Annotated in this window: 13 protein-coding genes; 5 read left to right on the top strand and 8 right to left on the bottom strand. The window is 63.1% G+C overall.

Annotated features, from left to right (window positions below):
* Nucleotides 1-32: 32 nt before the first annotated feature.
* From ACQR1B_RS15710 to ACQR1B_RS15690, 5 genes are all read right to left on the bottom strand, one after another.
* Nucleotides 33-1,031, bottom strand: coding sequence for an NAD-dependent epimerase/dehydratase family protein (locus tag ACQR1B_RS15710; protein WP_434832424.1), 999 nt, complete (start codon nucleotides 1,029-1,031; stop codon nucleotides 33-35).
* A 12-nt stretch (nucleotides 1,032-1,043) separates the two neighbouring features.
* A complete protein-coding gene (locus tag ACQR1B_RS15705; protein ID WP_006608947.1) occupies nucleotides 1,044-1,652 on the bottom strand; it encodes an SIS domain-containing protein in 609 nt (202 codons plus the stop codon).
* Nucleotides 1,649-2,587 (bottom strand): NAD-dependent epimerase/dehydratase family protein, encoded by a 939-nt coding sequence (locus tag ACQR1B_RS15700; RefSeq protein WP_434832423.1) that lies wholly within the window; start codon nucleotides 2,585-2,587, stop codon nucleotides 1,649-1,651. The genes ACQR1B_RS15705 and ACQR1B_RS15700 overlap by 4 nt, the downstream gene beginning before the upstream one ends.
* Nucleotides 2,588-2,695: 108 nt before the next feature.
* Nucleotides 2,696-3,418: a nucleotidyltransferase family protein gene (locus tag ACQR1B_RS15695; protein WP_434832422.1), complete on the bottom strand. Its 723-nt coding sequence runs from the start codon at nucleotides 3,416-3,418 to the stop codon at nucleotides 2,696-2,698.
* Nucleotides 3,419-3,427: 9 nt separating this feature from the next.
* Nucleotides 3,428-4,933, bottom strand: a complete 1,506-nt coding sequence (locus tag ACQR1B_RS15690; protein WP_434832421.1) for a PfkB family carbohydrate kinase — start codon at nucleotides 4,931-4,933, stop codon at nucleotides 3,428-3,430.
* A gap of 488 nt (nucleotides 4,934-5,421) precedes the next feature.
* On the opposite strand from ACQR1B_RS15690, the gene ACQR1B_RS15685 reads away from it, so the two are divergent.
* The gene (locus tag ACQR1B_RS15685) at nucleotides 5,422-6,477 is read left to right on the top strand and encodes a hypothetical protein (protein WP_434832420.1); all 1,056 of its coding nucleotides are present in this window, start codon (nucleotides 5,422-5,424) and stop codon (nucleotides 6,475-6,477) included.
* Nucleotides 6,478-6,500: 23 nt separating this feature from the next.
* On the opposite strand, the gene ACQR1B_RS15680 is transcribed toward ACQR1B_RS15685, so the two are convergent.
* Both ACQR1B_RS15680 and ACQR1B_RS15675 read right to left on the bottom strand, forming a co-directional pair.
* Complete coding sequence (locus tag ACQR1B_RS15680) at nucleotides 6,501-7,613, bottom strand: hypothetical protein (RefSeq protein WP_434832419.1); 1,113 nt, start codon at nucleotides 7,611-7,613, stop codon at nucleotides 6,501-6,503.
* Between the two features lie 234 nt (nucleotides 7,614-7,847).
* On the bottom strand, nucleotides 7,848-9,350 hold the full coding sequence (locus tag ACQR1B_RS15675) for an MBOAT family O-acyltransferase (protein ID WP_434832418.1): 1,503 nt from the start codon (nucleotides 9,348-9,350) through the stop codon (nucleotides 7,848-7,850).
* A gap of 383 nt (nucleotides 9,351-9,733) precedes the next feature.
* Between ACQR1B_RS15675 and ACQR1B_RS15670 the strand changes: the two genes are divergently transcribed.
* The 3 genes from ACQR1B_RS15670 (at nucleotide 9,734) to asnB (ending at nucleotide 15,376) form a co-directional block, all read left to right on the top strand.
* Complete coding sequence (locus tag ACQR1B_RS15670; RefSeq protein ID WP_434832417.1) at nucleotides 9,734-10,795, top strand: hypothetical protein; 1,062 nt, start codon at nucleotides 9,734-9,736, stop codon at nucleotides 10,793-10,795.
* Between the two features lie 555 nt (nucleotides 10,796-11,350).
* Nucleotides 11,351-13,366: a TIGR04372 family glycosyltransferase gene (locus tag ACQR1B_RS15665; protein WP_434832623.1), complete on the top strand. Its 2,016-nt coding sequence runs from the start codon at nucleotides 11,351-11,353 to the stop codon at nucleotides 13,364-13,366.
* A 39-nt stretch (nucleotides 13,367-13,405) separates the two neighbouring features.
* Entirely contained in the window at nucleotides 13,406-15,376 is a 1,971-nt protein-coding gene (asnB, locus tag ACQR1B_RS15660; protein WP_434832416.1) for an asparagine synthase (glutamine-hydrolyzing), read from the top strand.
* 1 nt (nucleotide 15,377) lies between these two features.
* Here asnB and ACQR1B_RS15655 read toward each other — a convergent pair whose 3' ends face one another.
* Entirely contained in the window at nucleotides 15,378-16,340 is a 963-nt protein-coding gene (locus ACQR1B_RS15655) for a lysylphosphatidylglycerol synthase transmembrane domain-containing protein (protein WP_434832415.1), read from the bottom strand.
* 196 nt (nucleotides 16,341-16,536) lie between these two features.
* Here ACQR1B_RS15655 and ACQR1B_RS15650 point away from each other — a divergent pair, with 196 nt between their 5' ends.
* On the top strand, nucleotides 16,537-17,820 hold the full coding sequence (locus ACQR1B_RS15650) for a nucleotide sugar dehydrogenase (RefSeq protein ID WP_434832414.1): 1,284 nt from the start codon (nucleotides 16,537-16,539) through the stop codon (nucleotides 17,818-17,820).
* Nucleotides 17,821-17,824 lie beyond the last annotated feature (4 nt).

Genomic DNA, 17,824 nt, shown 5'->3' with positions numbered 1-17,824 from the left:
AGTCGCGCCCCGTTCGGAAGCGCAGGGGTCGATCAGGGTTTATGTTCGTACTTGGTCGGCAGCTTGGCCATGACATCCCCGAAGCGTCGCGCCCAGGCGATGACGTCGTCGATGCCCTGTTCCAGCGAGAAGGTGTCGCGCCAGCCGAGCTCGGTGCGCAGCTTGAAGCTGTCGAGCGTGTAGGCGGTATCCTTGCCGGGCCGTTCGGGGCCGATCTCGACGCAGTCCTCGAAGTTCTTGCCGAGGCGGGCGAGGATCATCTCGACCAGCGTGCGGATCGACACCAGCTCGTAGCCGGAGATGTGATAGGTCTCGCCGAGCTTGCCGCTGCGGCCGATCTTCACGGTCGCGTCCGACACGTCGGTCATGTGGATGAACACGCGCACCGACTTGCCGCCGCCGTCGAGCCGCAGCTTCTGCCCGGTCATGGCCGCGACGATGGTCCGCGGCACGATGCGGTAGAGCTGCTGGCCCGGGCCGTAGACATTGGCCGCGCGGGTGAACACGACCGGGAATTGATAGTTGGCGAAGTAGGTGCGCAGGCTCATGTCGCCGGCCGCGCGCGACACGGCATAAGGCGTCGACGGATTGAACGGCGCGTCCTCGCGCACCCAGCCCTCGGTCGAGCCGTAGACTTCCGGCGTCGTCACGTGGACGTAACGGTCGAGGCCGTCATAGTTGCGCAGGATATCGTGCAGGCGGACCGCGGAGACGACGTTGGTCATCATCCAATGGTCCGGGTACAGCCAGCTCTCGCCGACCATGCTCTGCGCGGCAAAGTTCACGACATGCGTCGGTCGCTCGGCGGCGAGCAGCGCCTTCAGCGCATCGAGATCGTGGTTGAGGTCGACGCGCTGGAAGCGGACCTTGCCAGGGCGCTTCTGCCATTTGTAGGGCAGGAAGGCGTCATGCGGCTCGTCGGAGCGGCTGGTCGCGATCACGTCGTGACCTGCCGCGGCCAGGAAGTCGACGAAGGTTGCGCCCGAGAAGGAGTTCGAGCCGAGGATCAGGTACTTTTCGTTCGCAGCCATCGTCTCTGTCCGTCAGACCTCGCGCGTCGTGATGATGTCGCCACGCTGGGCGTACAGCCACTGCATGATCATGTGGCCGATCACCATCTGCGCGTCCTCGGCGATCTGCATGTCGTCGACGGCAAAATGGATCGGCACGTCGGCCAGCGCCTTGGCCTTGCCGCCGGTGAAGCCGAGCACGGCATAGGAGGTCATGCCGATCTTCTTGCCCTCTTCGAGCGCCTTCAGGATGTTCGGCGAGTTGCCGGAGCCGGAGAAGGTGATCAGCACGTCGCCCTTGCGCGCGAGCACCGCGAGCTGCAGCGAGAACACCTGGTCGTAGCCTTCGTCGTTGGCGAGGCAGGTGATCACGGACGGGTTGGACGACAGCGAATGCACGCGCAGGCCGGAGCCGGGCGTCTTCGACAGCGCGTAGAGGAAGTCGTTGGCGAGGTGGTTGGCGTTACCGCCGCTGCCACCATTGCCGCAGAAGAACACCTGCCGGCCGGTCTGCCAGCAGTCGCGCAGGTCATAGGCGAGTTTCTCGACCGGGCTCCAGTCGAAATCCTTCAGCACGGTGCTGAAGCGGCTGGTGTAGTCGGCGAACAGGCTGCCGGGGGTCTTGAAGGCCAGGACGTTCATTTCACGACCTCCTTCTCCATCCATTTCAGATTGTACCAGCGGTCGTCGTTCTTGAGCTGGCCTTGCGAGTACATGCCGATGATTTCCTTGATCGCGTCCTCCACCGTCTTCTTCGGGCGGAAGCCGGTGGCGAGCAGGCGGTCGGAGTTGACGCGATAGCTGCGCGGGTCGTTCGAGGGCGTCACCACGACCTCGGCCGGCACGTGCTTGGTGACCAGATTGGCAATGTCGAGAATCGAGATGTTCTCGAAGCCCGCATTGTAGACACCGGTGTGTTCAGGATGATCGAGCAGGAACAGATAGAGGTCGGTGATGTCGTCGATATGGATGTTGGGCCGGGTCTGGTCGCCGCCGAACACGGTGATGCGGCCGTTCATCAGCGCCTGCATCGTCAGCATGTTGACGGAGACGTCGAGCCGCTGGCGCGGAGAGTAGCCGCAGACAGTGGCGGGGCGCACGATCTGCACCACCATGTCGTCCTTGTAGGACAGCACGATGCGCTCGCCGCACATCTTGGTCTTGTTGTATTCGGAGATCGGCAGCAGCTCGAGGTCCTCGGTGACCTGCTCCTCTTCCTTGACGCCGTAGACGCTGCCGGAGGAGGCGTAGATGAAGCGCTTGATGCCGTGGCGATAGGCCCGGTCGGCGAGCTGCATCGTGGCGAGACAGGAAATCTCCCAGGTCAGCTTCGGGTCGAGATCGCCGCAGGGGTCGTTGGCGACGCTGGAGAGATGGATGATCGCGTCGACGCCGGTGAGGTCGATGTCGTCCGGATTGCGGACGTCGCCCTGGACCACCGTGAGGTCCGGATGCGGCTCGAGGAAATTGCCGAACCACATGATGTCGAACGCGACGACCTTGTGGCCGGCCTTCAAGAGCTTCGGCACGAGCACGCTGCCCTTGTAGCCGCACGCTCCGGTCACGAATATCTTCATCTGTGCAATCCCCGTGGCTCGCCTGTCGTCTCGCCGGCTGGCGCGTCGCGCGCACCTTTATACAAATTGGCAGAGAAAGGCGACCAGCTCAGTAGCAAAGGCCGTCCGTCAAGCGTCCCCGCCACGGCGCGGCTTGTGATTAAACTCCAAATGGGCCCGGCGCAAGCTTTCCGGGTTGCCGATATCCCGATGATAACCGCTGGTTTCCATGCACAATATCCGTCCAAGATAGTTGGGGATGATTTCGGTGGAGAGATCGACGATCGGCTTTCCGAGCGCGGCGATGTCGGCGATCACGGCGGGATCGAACACATAGACGGCGCCATTGGCGAGGTTCCCGGGCGGATTCTCGACCTTCTCGTGGAAGGCGAGGACCCGGTTCTGGTCATCCAGCTCGAGAATCCCGCAGGAGCTCGGGTCGTCGGTCCGGAAAGCCAGCATCGTCATGATGCAGCCCTCGGGGCGGCCCCGATGGGCGTCGAGCAGTCCCTTGACGTCGAAATCGGTCAAATTGTCCGCATGCGCCACGAGGAACGGCTGGTCGCCGAACCAGGCGCGGTTGGCGAGCACGGTCCCGCCCGTCCCGAGCAATTCATCTTCGTGAACGAGGTCGATGCGGTCGCGCCAGCGCGACTGCGCGACGTGGGCACGCACCTGTTCGGCGAGCCAGTGCGTGTTCAGCAGCGCCCGCTCGATGCCGCCTTCGAAGACGAGGTCGAGCCAGTAGTCCAGCAAAGGCCGGTCGTGCACACGCACGAGGCATTTCGGCGTCGTATTCGTCAGCGGGCGCAGCCGGCTTCCGACCCCGGCCGCGAGCAGAAGGGCACGCATGACGGCATCCTATTCCTGGCTGAAGCCGGCTTCGTCGATCTCCCGGACCAACTCCGCCGTCGTCAGCGGCAGGTTGCCGACGCGGGAGACCTGGAGGGCCGCGGCCAGCGAGCCGAGATAGGAGGCCTGCCAGATGTCGGCGCCTGCGCGCAGGCCCATGGAACAGGCCATGAAGAAGCTGTCGCCGGCGCCGGAGACGTCCTTCGGCGATGGATTGAACGCGGGCAGCCGGTCCGAGGTGAAGGTACCGTCCGCCATGGTGTTGATCAGCGCGCCTTCGGCGCCCAGCGTGATCACCAGATTGCTGGTCCGGGCCCGCTCGACCAGACGTTCACTGATCACGGCGAGGCCGGAAATGAAATCGTTCAGCGCGACGCGCGCCTCGCGCTCGGTCGGCGTCAGCAGGGTCATGCCCTTGAAGCGGGAGACGTCGCCGGTCTGCGAGGACACTTGGCTGTCGGCCGCCATCATCACGCCCTTGGAGCGGGCGCGATCAGCGATTGCGTCGACCAGATCCTGCGGCAGGCAGCCGTAGTTGAAGCACGAAAACAGCAGCAGATCGCACGTCTTCAGCGCGCGTTCCACCGATGTCAGCATCTGCCGCTGCAGTTCGGCGTCGGAGGCATGCTGGCGCAGATGGTTGACGCGCAGCAGGGTCTTGTTCAGCGCCCGGAAGCGCTGTTTGCGCGTGGTCGGCCGGCTCTGGTCGGTGAAGGCGTTGAAGTTCACGCCGTGCTGTTCCAGGTTGTTGCGCGCGAACCGCGCCGCCTCGTCGTCACCCACGAGGGTGAAGAACTTGACGTCTGCGCCGAGGCCATGCGCATGCGCCGCAACCGCGCCGGCGCCGCCGACGAAGGTGCGGGTCATCAGCGGCGTCACGACGATGGTCGGATCCTCCTGGGACATGCCGACCGCGTCGCAGGTGACGTATTCGTCAATGATCAGGTCGCCGATGACGGCCACCCGCATGCCCGAGAGCTTGCGGAGCAGGTCTTTCAGATTCGAGATCTCGAAGCCGTGGCGCTTGGGGAATTCCTGCGGCTTTCGGACCGTGGAGATATCGATGTTCGCGTCGCGTTCCAGCAGCGACAGCGACGCGAAGCGCAACTCGCCGGACGAGAAGATCAGGCGACCGCCATAGGCGTCCACCGCTTCCTTTTCGGGATTGGCGCGGTCTTCGAACTCCTTGCCTTTGACGACGACCGTCGGCTTCAGGTGAGAAATGAAATCGGAGGCCGATCCCTCCAAACGCACGGCATGGTGCACAAAGGCAATCGACCGCACGTTTTCCAGACGCATGTCCTGCGCCAGGGTCACGCCGGGCGTGGAATCCGGGTTCACGCCGACCACGAGGACGTCGGCCTGCTCGGCTGCAAACTTCAACAGCCGCAAATGTCCGGGGTGCACGACATTGAAATTGCCCGACACGAAGGCAATCGTCTGCCCAGGTTCGCAGGAGGCGCGAATGGTCTGGCACGCCAGATCCATCTGCGCTGTATCGATCACTTGGTCCAACGAATTCGCCTCCGGCTCGAACGGGCTGTGGTGGTGTGACCGGTCACCGCGCTGGCGGCCTGACCGAATCGCCGGCGCGAGAATGCAGGGTGAGCTTCGGGCTTCGGCTTTGGAGAACCGGATCCGTCATGTTTCACTTTAATTATCGACGTTGATTTCATTGTGAAAAGTCAATGCATTCTCATGGCCGGTTCAGGTCAACACGGCGTGTCCCTGCTTTCATCTCACCTCTTTATCAGGTGTGCGCAGCAGCACAAACCCTTCTGAGGTGCACCGCGCTTCGGGAACTTGCAGGGCATGTTCCGGGCACGCTTCGGTCCCGAGCGAGGAGGGGCGGTGTAGTTGCGATGCCGAAATCTGTCGGCCTCAGGTCAAGGTGCGAATCCCTGGTCTGCCCCCGGGCGTCTTGAGTTGACGGCGGCCAGTCTGTATCGCTCGTGTGGCGCAGGGTAGGCGGGCGTCACGCGCCCAGAGTTGAGAGGCTGGTCATGTTGAGACGGGCCGAAAGCACGCCTGAAAGTGCTGCCTCGAAGGGAGCTCTGCGCAAATACGTCGTGGTTGTCGGAAGCTGCGTTCTGGGCATTCTGGCGCTTGCTGCTGCCTTCATGATCGTTTTCGACGCACGGGCTCTTCCCGACCATTTCTCTCAGATCGAGCGGGCAGGAGATCGAAACTGGTATCGGAATTTTGGTGGCCAGCGCATCCCGCAGATTCAGGATCAGGATGTCTTCTATAGCAATATCGGGTCATCGATTGCGGCCGCCAAGCATGCCGACGTCGTGTTTCTCGGGCCCTCCTTCGTCAGCTATGCGATCGATCGGCACACCCTGCAATCATCGGACCAAGTCGACCGCCTGAAGCTCTACAACATGGCTTTCGTCGGAATTCGCGGCGGAGAGTTCTCACGTCGCGTGATCGCCCGCTGGGACATGCGCGTGCCGCTGTGGGTCATCAACGTTGATGATCAGTTCGCCCATTTCTTCAGCAGCGACTTGAATGTAACCCTTGGTCCCCAAAAGGTTCCCGTGGCAGCGGTTTCCCGCGACCGGCTCCGAGGCTATCTCACGGTCATCGGACGCAATCTGCGCTGGCGCCTCGAGGATGTCGTTTCGGCGGTCCAGACGGGGCATTTCTCCGATAGTGGTCTCTACCGGAGCGTCTCCACCGGCGACATGGCGCTTGACGTCAATCCGGGCTATGTCGCGCGCAACAATGGCGCCATGCGATCCGCGCGTGACCAGGACTGTGGCACCTCTGCTGAGATCGTCAGCTATGCCAGAACGTTCCTGAAGGAGATCGGCGGTCGGGTCGTGTTCATGCTGGTCCCGCACAGCCAGTCCTGCCGCGGTCAGGCCGAGCAACTGGCGAATGCGCTCGATGTCGAGCTCATTGCGCCGCCCTTCGATGGGCTGACGACGCTCGATGGCGGAGGTCATCTCGACAAGAACGGGGCGGAAATCTTCACCAGCTATCTTGCCGCGGAAATCGTCAAGACGAGAGCTTTCAAGGACGCTTTTTCGTCAAGAACGAGCAGGGCGGAGTGAAGGCCCGACGCGCCGGCGCAGCTTCAGTGATAGAGGTCGAACTGCTCGTCCCTGGTGCGGTCGAGATCAGTCGCCAAGGCATCCCGGTCGATCTTCGGGAACAGTTTCCCGAACTCGGGCTGCGCCATCAGGGCGAGAAAGGTCTTCAGCATGCCTCTTTCCGAGGGGTGCGCGGGATCGAAGAAGTTCTCGGTGTCCTGAGAGATCTGGGTGCGGCTCATGTCGAAGAACTGGATTCCCAGCGTCGAAAACCGCTCGGCCGTCTGCTTGCTCCGGAGCTCGCGCCAAAGCCCCGAATAGGGCCAGTACGCTTCGTTCGTGTCGAGGAACGCTGCGGCACTTTCCAGGAATGGGTATTGAATGGCAACCACCGCGAAGCCGCGTTCCTGCGACAGCCGGGACAGCCGCTCGATTTCCCCCATTTGCCGCTCGCTCAAATGAGGGGCTCCCGGGAACGAAGACGTCACATATTGAGCGCCGCGGGACAATGTTTCGGCCGCGACGGCGCGATAGGGCGGAGCCACCATGACCGATCCGTCGCTGCGAAAGCCGAACTTTCCGCGGATCGCCTCCGTTCCGATCAGCCGGTTGTTGTCAACCGGTTCGAATTGGGGAGACATGGCGGCCGTCAAGATCGTACGGCTGTCCAGGCCCATCCGCATTGCGAAGTCGGCGACGTCGTGCAGCTTCCGCCGGTGCGACTCGATGCCCTGGCTGAAGTCCATCGTTCGCTCTTTTCGCCATGCATCGGCAAGGAAATCACCGAACAGGAAGTAGTCCAGCGCCACGATGACGACGCGCGGCTTGGCCGCCGTCGTCGCACGGTCGATGAAATCAACCACATGGGTCAGCGGCCAGGCGGTCAGGCAGGCATTGTAGGTAGCATACGGGCGGAAGATCTGCGCGCGTGCCTGGCCGCAGCGCGAACTGCCGACCAGCAGCACCTCGGGCTGGACCTGCTTGATTCGCTCGAGCTTGTAGGGCGCATAGTCCTTGAACGCGCCCAGCCAGACGAGCCGTTCATGCCGCGATTGCTCGGCCGCGATGACGGACAGTGGAACGGTCGCGCCCAGACCCCACCCGACCCATTCAATGACGGCGAGCGGCGGCACGAAAACGACGGCAAACAGCGCCACTACGATCGCAACATACCGGCCCACTGCTTCATACCTGCTTGATCGTATCTTGCTCGACGCAGCAAGGTTGACGCGCAATCCGCATTGTCCCGGGGTTCGTATGCCCATCGGCAGGCGCGGTTGCGGCCCCCCTTCTGACTGAAGATCGATTGAGTCCCGGCAAAGGCGCTCGGTGCGCGCAGATGTTGTTCGACAGATCAGCGCAGAGCACCGCAGTTCATCCTCGCTGGTCAATCAGAACTGAAAATACAGGAACTGGGAGGTGTCGCCTGCGATGATGTTCATGAGTACGGCCGCGACCAGCGCCACCGACGTGCCGATTGCCCAGGTGAGGGAGGGACGCCATTTCAAAGCGAGAACGCTCCAGGGCCGCGGATTGTGATAGGTCTCCAGCCCCACTTTCCATCGTTCGAACATCGCATTGACGTTCGGCAGCGCCAGACATGCGGCGTAGCCGGCCAGAATCGCGACCATCAACCGCGGATCGACGAGATTGGTCATCGTGATCTTTTCCGGCGAGGACAGGCCGATCATGCCCTTGATCAGCCGGACGGCCGCATTCGGATTGTCGGCGCGAAAGAAGACCCAGGCGAGAACGACGGCGAACTGTGTGACCAGCAGCGCTGCCGCCGCGTACCAGACGGAGTCGGAATGGCGGGCGAGGGCCGGTCTGGCCTGCACGAACTTGCCCCACCGATGGTTGATGATGAGGAACAGTCCGTGCAGGGCGCCCCAGATCACGAATGTGAACCCGGCGCCGTGCCACAGGCCGCCGAGCAGCATCGTGGTGAACAGGTTGGCGTTTCGCCGGTGCTCACCATGGCGGTTGCCGCCAAGCGGAATGTAGAGATAGTCGCGCAGGAACCGCGACAGCGAGATATGCCAGCGCCGCCAGAATTCGACGATGCTCTGCGACTTGTAGGGGGAGTCGAAATTGAAGGGCAGCTTGATTCCGAACATGATCGAAATGCCGATCGCCATGTCGGAGTAGCCGGAGAAGTCGAAATAGATCTGGAGCGAGTAGGCGAGCGCGCCGCCCCAGGCGTCCATGAGATGAAGGTGGCTGGAGTTGGCGGCCTGGAATACGGGATTGGCGATCAGCCCAAAACCGTCGGCGATGAACGACTTCTTGAACAGGCCGATTGTCAGAATCGTGAGGCCGATCGCGACGTTCTCGATCGAGATCTTCCTGCTGTCCTCCGAGCCGAATTGCGGCATCATCTCGCGATGATGCAGGATCGGTCCGGCGATCAGATGCGGAAAATAGGTGACGAACAGCCCGTATTTGACGAAGCTCCGCTCGCTGGAATAGCCGCCATAGACGTCTGCGAGATATGCGATCTGCGTGAAGGTAAAGAACGAGATGCCGAGGGGCAACACGATCGCGAGAAAGGGGTATTTCGACGCGGTGAGCGCGTTGAGGATCTGAATGCCGAAGTTCGTATATTTGTAGAACGCCAGCGCTCCGAGATTGAGGACGATGGCTGTTGCGAAAAGTCCGCTGCGCCCCTTGCCGCTCTGTCCGGCGATCAGGAGGCCCATCGTGTAATTGAAGACGATGGAGACGAGGATGATCGGAACGAAGTGAATGTCCCAATAGCCGTAGAAGGCGAGCGACGCCGCGGCAAGCCAGCCCAGGCGGGCCGCCGGCGAAGCGACAAAGCGCGCCAGCAGAAAGTAGCCAGCGAAGGTCACCGGCAGAAACAGGAACAGAAACTCGAATTGCGTGAAAAGCATAACAGGGTTTCTTGATGTTGCCGCGCGTGGCGTTGCTTTACCAACGATTGCGGGGGCTGCCAAGCTGATCGCGGACAAATTGCGGGAAATCCCGCGTATTTTGCCGCGGTGCGCCGACTGCGCCGCAGGCTGGCCGAACGGGCCATCGCCCAGGGCGTCTTCCCAGCTGCATGGCGATCCCCGAGGTCTGGACAATGGACGCGACGTCCCGTCAGGCGTGATTCGCGGGACTGTCGCTCCTGTTTTCCTCGCACCTCGTTTGCCGCGCTCTTGTCGGTGTGTCCTCTCAGCCGCAGCGCAGGCTTGAGTTGGCTGCGCTGCGGCTGTATGCGATGCGGGGAACGGCCTCGTCCGGTCCCCAATGTCTCAAGCGAGATCGCATCATGTCGACAATCATCGGGGCAGGCCTGAAGACGGATTCAGCCTCCTCTGCGCCTCGGCGCTATCTGGCGGTCGTCGGCTGCGTCGGCGTCGTGATGCTGTTTCTGTTCGAGTTCTGCCTGTCCGTATTTTCTTACGACGGCTGGACGTTTCACGACTACTTCTCGCAAATCCCCAGCCATGGCAATGTCGATTGGTATCGCGATTTCGGCGGACGCGGCGTTCCACAGATTCAGGACCAGGACACTTTCTACAACAACGTCGGCGGTTCGGTTGCAACGGCGAAGAATGCCGATATCGTTTTTCTAGGTCCGTCATTTGTCAGCTACGCAGTCGATCGGCAAACTCTGCAGGCGTCGCCGCAACTGGATCGCCTCAAGATCTACAACATGGCCTTTATCGGCATACGCGGTGGCGAGTTCTCGCGGCGTGTGATCAACCGCTGGAAGATTCATCCGCGGCTCTGGGTCATCAACGCCGACGATCAATTCGTTCACTTCTTCAGCAATGATCTGCACGTGACGCTCGGCCCGCAGAAGATGCCGATCGGCGCCGCCAAGCGCACTCGGTTAGCTGGGTACCTGACCGTGATGGGCCGCAATCTGCGTTGGCGTATCGAGGATCTGGTCGACGCGTTCAAAACCGGCCATTTCTCGCCCACGGGTCTGTATCGCAACATCTCGAACGGCGACGTGGGGCTCGATGCGAATGGCGGCTACGTCGCCCGTGACAACAAGCTGCTGCTGTCGGCGCGCGACCCGAATTGTCACACCACGCAGGAGGTCGTTGATTATGCCAGGACGTTCCTGAAAGAAGTGGGGGGACAGGTCGTTCTTACGTTGGTTCCGCATAGCCAGGCTTGCGCCCAGCAAGCGGAAGAACTGGCAAAGGCCTTGAACGTCGACCTCATTGCCCCGCCGTTCGATGGTCTGACGACCATAGACGGCGGCGGACATTTGGATCGCGCCGGTGCCGAAAAATACACGAGTTATCTCGCGCGCGAGATCGTCAAGACCGAGGCATTCAAGCGAGCGTTCTCCGAAAGGCTCGGCACTTTGAACTGACGTCTTTTCGGATCGATGAACGAAGCGGGCGCAAGACATCGCTCTTTGTGGATACCCGTCTCGGTCTCAAACTTGTTGAGCCGGCCGTCCTGCTTCGGGTGTAGCGGAACTCCAGACGTTGCAGTCGCCAGGCGAGCCTGGCCGGGTTCGCCGCGCATGATGGATCGCGCTATCGCGCGTGGACAATGAGTGAGATCGCCTGTGATCTCGATGATGGTTACCTCGTAGCCTAGATCGGTCGGGTGTGTCGGCGCGGGGGACGGGGCTGCTGATCCGGCCTTGCTTAGTAACAAGCGTTAGCTTGGCGATCGGGATGTCGGGCGCATTCCGCATGTTGGGCTTGGCTTGCTGCAACCCATTCTGTTATAGGTCCTGGTGCCCGATCGGCCCAGATCTTCGACCAGCCATGCCAGGCGGATACCCCATGCCAAACGGATCTCTGCGAGAGGGGCGTGGCCGATTCGGATCTGCGCGCGTCCGGTCTTCAACCTGAGCCGATACTGAGCTGTGCACGCACACACGGTAGGCAGAGATCGGCTCCCGAGCGCTGTCTTGATGTGGGTGCGCGGAATCATGGTGCGTTTGGCGGCGTGGGGACTTTCTTTTATGAAGTTGCAGAAGAAGACTGTGAATCGCATTCGCTACCGAAGGTTCGTCTATCTGACCTTCGTCGTGGTGGGAACGATCCTCAACTCGCTTCCGCGACGAGCAGTGTTCCTTGCCCTGGTCACCGCGGAGGTGATGAGGGTTCCCGTTCGCCAACGGCTGTATCAAGCCTACTTCCCTTACGTCACGTCTCATCTTGTAGATCGGCCCGGGTTTCGTTTCGCGACAGCTCTGACCCGGAATTTCCAAGCTGCTTCAGCGGTCGTGTTGTTCAGGATCGGAGCTTATCGCGAGGTGAGCGAGATCGTCAGATCCGACGTGGTGGCGAAGGATCGCGAGGTCGGGTACGCGCTGATCCGGTCGCTGTTTGAGCTCGGAGAGTTCGAGCAGGCGCGGAATGCGGCGGCTCAATTGACGGCAGAGGACCTCGCCGCGATGGTCGATCTGGCTTTCCATAAGGCCATGGTGGACATCATTGGGGGCAATGAGGCTGGCGCACTCGATGCCATGTTTTGGGCTTGCAGAGGCAGCCTGCATCTTCTTCGTCCCCATCAGAATATCGCTGCGCGCGGTTCGAAAGGGTATGTCCCGAATAGCCTCGACATCCTGTGCGGGGAGGCGGGGCGATTGTTCGATCTGTGCAATTTCACGGGACAGCGTGTCACCCATGTCGGCCGTGGAGAGATTGGGGTTCAGCTGTTTGAACGCGCGCTGATTGCTCAGGATCGGCTTCGCAGCTCGACTCCTGCATCGGTGTCCGCAGACCTGATTACACTGCTCCGTAGGTTGGACGTCGCATTGGAGGACTTGCGTCTCGTGCCGGAGGAGTGGGCCACCCAGATCGGCCACCTCGGGATGCTGGATATTCTGTTCCGAATGCGAGACCTGGGATGGTGGTCGGGCCGGGCGGTCATTGTGGTGCGTCCGGAGTTGATCGCGAACAGAGCGTTCCTCGAGCTTTTTCGAAATTTCGGGCAGATCCTGGTGCTGGGAGAGACAATTTCGGAGCGGCTCGGCGAGGAACTGCTGTCTTTGCAGCGCTGGTGCGGCATGAACTTCAATGCCTTTCGCCTGCCTGACGATCGCGTGGTGCCGTGGCAGGACGCAGGTGCGCTTGCGATCGATGAATGGGAGCGGCAAGGTCGTGGGCACCCGTTGCGCGAGGCCTATGATCGGTCCTATGCGCCGACCGCGGAGACAGGTGATCCGCTCCGGCTGCTGAGGGATCGCTATGGCATGCAACCCGATGACTGGTATGTGTGCCTGCATACGCGGGATGCCGCGCATTACTTCGAATTCATGGGAACCGGCCAGACGCATCGCAATGCGCCGATCGAAACGTTGCTTGATGCGATTCGTCTGATCACGTCGCGTGGCGGGTGGGTGATCAAGCTCGGCGGGCCGAATTCACCCAAGCTTCCGCCGCTGGGGCGCACGATTGACTATGCGCTCAGCGACTTCAGGTCCAATCTGATGGACCTCCATTTGATCCGCCATGCCAAGGCGTTCATTGGAACGACGTCCGGTCTGACGAATGTGGCGATCAGTTTCGGCATCCCTTGTGCCATCGTCAACGCGATTACGACCGACGCGCAATTGTGGAACAGCAACGTTCGTTTCGCGCTCAAGCCGGTTCGTCGGACTGATGGAACCATGGTGACGCAGCGGCAGCTGACGAGCACGCCGTGGCGCTGGCGCGTGTTCGACGCCGCCGTGCTGGGCAGGAGCGGGGCGCAGCCACAGACCAATTCCGCAGAGGATATCCAGGGCACGGTGGACGAGGTCCTGGCAATCGCCGATGATCGGACAGCGGAATTCGATGGCGGTCATGATGCCGACAGGCTGCTGTCGCGCTGGAGGCGGGCGCTCGCATTGCCGTACTTCTATGGTACGAGCCGTCCCAGTCTCGGCTTCCTTGCGAGACACGACAGGGAGTTTCTTCTCGATGCGGCGGACGAAGGCTGAGCCATTGCGGCGGTGTCGCCCAGCGTCGGGGAGGGCGGTATGTGCGGCATAGCCGGCCTGCTGACACCCGGTGGTGCCGATGAGGGCCGGCTGATCGGCACCGTCGAGCGGATGACCGCGGCGCTGGCTCATCGTGGCCCCGACGCTTCGGGGGTCTGGACGCGGGCCGAACTCGGCATGGCCTTAGGGCAGCGTCGCCTCGCAATCCTCGATCTCTCTGAGGCCGGGGCGCAGCCGATGCACAGCGCCTGCGGGCGCTATTCCATCACCTTCAACGGCGAGATCTATAATCACCTCGATATCCGTGCCGAGCTCGAGGCTTGCGGCGGCGCGCCGAACTGGCGCGGCCATTCCGACACGGAAACGCTCTTGGCTGCCGTCAGGCAATGGGGCGTCGCGCCGGCGCTGCAGCGCCTGATCGGCATGTTTGCCTTCGCGCTGTGGGATGGCGAAGCGCGGCAGCTGACCCTGGCGCGCGACCGTTTCGGCGAGAAGCCGCTGTTCTACGGCTGGAGCGGCGGCGATCTGGTGTTCGGCTCGGAGCTCAAGGCGCTCGCGGCTCACCCGGATTGGGCACCGTCGCTCGATCGCGCGGCGCTCACCGCGTTCATGCGCTATTCCTACGTACCGGCGCCCGCCACGATCTGGGCCGGGGTCCGCAAGCTGCCCGCCGCCTCGGTCGTGAGCTTTGCCGCCGATGCGGCGCCCGGAGCCTGGCCCGAGCCGCAACCCTATTGGTCGCTGCGTGATCGTGTCGTTGCCGGCCAGGAAAACCGGATCAGCAGCGAGCAGGACGCCATCCGGCGGCTGGAGCAATTGCTGTCGGTGGCCGTGAAGCGGCAGTGCCTGTCGGACGTGCCGCTCGGTGCGTTCCTGTCCGGCGGCGTCGATTCGTCGACAATTGTGGCGCTGATGCAGGCGCAGGCGAGCCAGCCGGTGCGCACCTTCAGCATCGGATTCGCTGAAGGCGGCTACAACGAGGCCGAGGATGCCCGCCGGGTCGCACAGCATCTCGGCACCGATCACACCGAGCTCTATGTCGATGCGCGGACCGCGATGGAGGTGGTGCCGAAGCTACCGCGGATCTATGACGAGCCGTTCGCCGACTCCTCGCAGATCCCGACCCATCTGGTCGCGCAGCTGGCACGCCGGCACGTCACCGTCGCATTGTCAGGCGATGCCGGCGACGAGCTGTTCGGCGGCTACAACAGGCATGTCTGGGGCGGCGCGCTGCAGGCGCGTCTCGGCCGCCTGCCGATGCCGCTGCGGCGGGCGATCGGTGCCGCGCTCGGCGCGATCGCGCCGGAGCCGGCCGAGACGATCCTCAAGGCGCTGCAGCCGGTGCTGCCGGCCCGGTTGAAGGTGCGGCATGCCGGCGATCAGGTCGCCAAGCTCGGCCGCATCATGGCCGCCGAAGGCTTCGACGGACTCTATCGGACACTGTGCTCGATCGATCAGGATCCGGCCCGCACGGTGATCGGCGGCGACGAGCGTGCGAGCTGGGCTGGTGACGAGATGCGGCAACTGGCGGGGCCACTTGACCCGCTCGACCGCATCACGCTCGCGGATGCGCTGAGCTATCTCAGCGACGACATCCTGCAGAAGGTCGATCGTGCGGCGATGGCCGTGGCGCTGGAGACGCGCGTGCCCTTCCTCGACAAGGACGTCGTCGAGTTCTCGACCAGGGTCCCCGCTCATATGAAGGTGCGCGATGGCCGCGGCAAATGGCTGGTGCGGCAGGTGCTGTATCACCATGTGCCAGCCGAGATGATCGACCGGCCGAAAACCGGTTTCAGCATTCCGCTCGATGCGTGGCTGCGCGGGCCGTTGAAATCATGGGCAGCGGACCTGCTGTCGCCGGCACGGCTGCAGCGGCAGGGGCTGTTCGATCCGGCGCGGGTCACGCGCATGTTCGACGAGCATCTCAGCCATCGCCAGAATCATTCCTACTGGCTGTGGAACGTGCTGATGGCGCAGGCTTGGCACGACGAATGGGCGCGCGCCGGATAGCTCAGTCTTCGACCGTGGCTGGAACGGTCATGCTGCCCTTGCCCTTCTCGGCGCTGAAGATCCAGACCAGGCCGCCCATGCCGCCGACGATGAAGTAGACGGCGCCGAACAGGATCGACACCACGGTGCCGTCAGCCGGGGCGAGGCCGGCGTAGCCGAACGCCACCATCATCGTCGCTTCGCGCACGCCCCAGCCCGCGATCGAGATCGGCAGCATCGTGATCAGCATGATCGGCGGCGTCAGCAGGAAGAGCTGCTGGAAGTCGGCGGGGGCTGCGATCGAGCGTACGGCGCACCACGCGATCACGACCGCGAGCACGTGGATCGAGAGCGACAGCACGGCGATCTTGACGGCCGTGGTGCGGCCGAAGATCACCCTGCTGGCGATCACCGAGCACGCATGGACGTGGCGCGTCGGCCACCACGCCTTCATCCATTTGGCGGGCAGATAGCCCATGGTCAGAAAGCCGACGCCGGCCGCCAGCGCGGCCGCATCGACCAGCACCAGCGCGATCCGGCCGTGCTCGTCGGCGATCATGCCGTAGCTCCACGGCAGGCTCGCCACGATGATCAGCGCCAGCGCGATGAAGCCGACGGCGCGGTCGGTCAGGATCGAGTAGCTCGCGGCGCGCCAGCCCGCGCCGGTGCGGCCGATCAGCCACAGCCGGACCGCATCGCCGCCGATCGAGGAGGGCAGGGTCTGGTTGAAGAACGCGCCGATCATGTTGTAGCGGAACGCGGTGAGGTCGGTGAGCGGCGCCCCGCACAGCGCGGAAATCTCGCGCCAGCGCAGCGCGCCGATGAAGATCTGCAGCAACGTGATCGCGACCGCCAGCACGATCCAGCCGAGGCTGATCTGGCTGAGCCGCTCGCGGATCGCCGCGAAGTTGATCCCGCGCAACGCGAGATACAGCAAAGCAAGCGACACCACGATCCGGAGAAGGAGAATCAAAAACGCACGCATGCCGGGCTGGCTTCGCTCTTGGTTGAAAAGGTCCAAGCCGAGTGCGATACGCGCAACGCCCGTCCTGGCAGGGCCGGACCGCGGGCTGGGAGGCCAGCCGTCGCGGCGGCCCACCCCTTGCGGTCCTGATGCCCCGGTGGCTAAACAGTCGCAGGGGTGGCGTCAATGGCCTCCGAAACGACCGGAATATCAATTTATGTCTCATGGCCGGAAGATTGCGGTGATAGGCCTTGGTTACGTCGGCCTGCCGGTCGCCGCTGCGTTCGCCCGCGCAGGCTGCCCCGTCATCGGGTTCGACATCGATGCAGGGCGCGTCGCCGAGCTGCGCGACGGTAAGGACCGGACCTGCGAGGTCGACGCGGCCGATCTCGCGTCGCCGGGCCTGCGGTTCAGCAGCGAGCCGGGCGACATGGCGGCGGCCGACTTCTTCATCGTCACCGTTCCGACCCCGATCGACAGCGCGCGCCGGCCCGACCTCGGCGCCATGCTGGCGGCGACACGCACGGTGGGCGCGGTGCTCAAGCGCGGCGACATCGTCGTCTACGAGTCCACGGTCTATCCGGGCGCCGTCGAGGAGGATTGCGTGCCGCTGCTGGAAAGCAGTTCCGGACTGAAGGCCGGCCGCGATTTCAACGTCGGCTACTCGCCGGAGCGCATCAATCCCGGCGACAAGACGCATCGTTTCGAGACCATCACCAAGGTCGTCTCGGCACAGAATGCGGAGACGCTTCAGGTCGTCGCCGATGTCTACGGATCGGTGGTCACGGCGGGGATCCATCGCGCGCCCTCGATCAAGGTGGCCGAGGCGGCGAAGGTGATCGAGAACACCCAGCGCGATCTCAACATCGCCTTCATGAACGAGCTGTCGCTGATCTTCCAGGCGCTGGAGATCGACACCGGCGACGTGCTGGCAGCGGCCGCGACCAAATGGAACTTCCTGCCGTTCACGCCGGGCCTCGTCGGCGGCCACTGCATCGGCGTCGATCCGTATTACCTCACCTATCGCGCGGAAAAGGCCGGCTATCATCCGGAGGTCATCCTCGCGGGACGCCGCATCAATGACGAGATGGGCCGGCGCATCGCGCGCGAGTGCATTCGCGGGCTGTTGAAGCGCAGAGGACGCGGCGGGGTCGTGACCATCCTCGGCATGACCTTCAAGGAGAACGTGCCTGACATCCGCAATTCCCGCGTGATCGACATCATCAGCGAATTGCAGTCGTTCGGCATCGAGGTGCAGGTCGCCGATCCCCTGGCCGATGGCGCGGCCGTGCACGAGGAGTACGGCATCGGCCTCACGGCCGTCGACGCGCTGCGTCCGGCCGATGCCGTCGTGCTCGCCGTGTCGCATGACCAGTTCCTGGCCGGCGGCTGGCCTCTCGTCCAAGGCCTTCTGCGCGAGGAGAGCGGCCTCGTGCTCGACGTCAAGATGAAGCTCGACCGCGCGAGCAAACCCGGCGCCATCGAGCTGTGGCGGCCCTGACGGA

It is taken from the genome of Bradyrhizobium oligotrophicum (assembly GCF_051168495.1).
GTDB lineage: Bacteria > Pseudomonadota > Alphaproteobacteria > Rhizobiales > Xanthobacteraceae > Bradyrhizobium > Bradyrhizobium oligotrophicum_A.
The sequence above is the reverse complement of the archived record's forward strand: the minus strand, read 5'-3'. Positions and strand labels throughout refer to the sequence as shown.

What these genes read in the sequence shown, in the direction of transcription:
- ACQR1B_RS15710 (WP_434832424.1), bottom strand. Translation starts at nt 1,031, where the DNA reads ATGGCTGCGAACGAAAAGTACCTGATCCTCGGCTCGAACTCCTTCTCG.
- ACQR1B_RS15705 (WP_006608947.1), bottom strand. Translation starts at nt 1,652, where the DNA reads ATGAACGTCCTGGCCTTCAAGACCCCCGGCAGCCTGTTCGCCGACTAC.
- ACQR1B_RS15700 (WP_434832423.1), bottom strand. Translation starts at nt 2,587, where the DNA reads ATGAAGATATTCGTGACCGGAGCGTGCGGCTACAAGGGCAGCGTGCTC.
- ACQR1B_RS15695 (WP_434832422.1), bottom strand. Translation starts at nt 3,418, where the DNA reads ATGCGTGCCCTTCTGCTCGCGGCCGGGGTCGGAAGCCGGCTGCGCCCG.
- ACQR1B_RS15685 (WP_434832420.1), top strand. Translation starts at nt 5,422, where the DNA reads ATGTTGAGACGGGCCGAAAGCACGCCTGAAAGTGCTGCCTCGAAGGGA.
- ACQR1B_RS15675 (WP_434832418.1), bottom strand. Translation starts at nt 9,350, where the DNA reads ATGCTTTTCACGCAATTCGAGTTTCTGTTCCTGTTTCTGCCGGTGACC.
- ACQR1B_RS15670 (WP_434832417.1), top strand. Translation starts at nt 9,734, where the DNA reads ATGTCGACAATCATCGGGGCAGGCCTGAAGACGGATTCAGCCTCCTCT.
- ACQR1B_RS15665 (WP_434832623.1), top strand. Translation starts at nt 11,351, where the DNA reads ATGTGGGTGCGCGGAATCATGGTGCGTTTGGCGGCGTGGGGACTTTCT.
- asnB (WP_434832416.1), top strand. Translation starts at nt 13,406, where the DNA reads ATGTGCGGCATAGCCGGCCTGCTGACACCCGGTGGTGCCGATGAGGGC.
- ACQR1B_RS15655 (WP_434832415.1), bottom strand. Translation starts at nt 16,340, where the DNA reads ATGCGTGCGTTTTTGATTCTCCTTCTCCGGATCGTGGTGTCGCTTGCT.
- ACQR1B_RS15650 (WP_434832414.1), top strand. Translation starts at nt 16,537, where the DNA reads ATGTCTCATGGCCGGAAGATTGCGGTGATAGGCCTTGGTTACGTCGGC.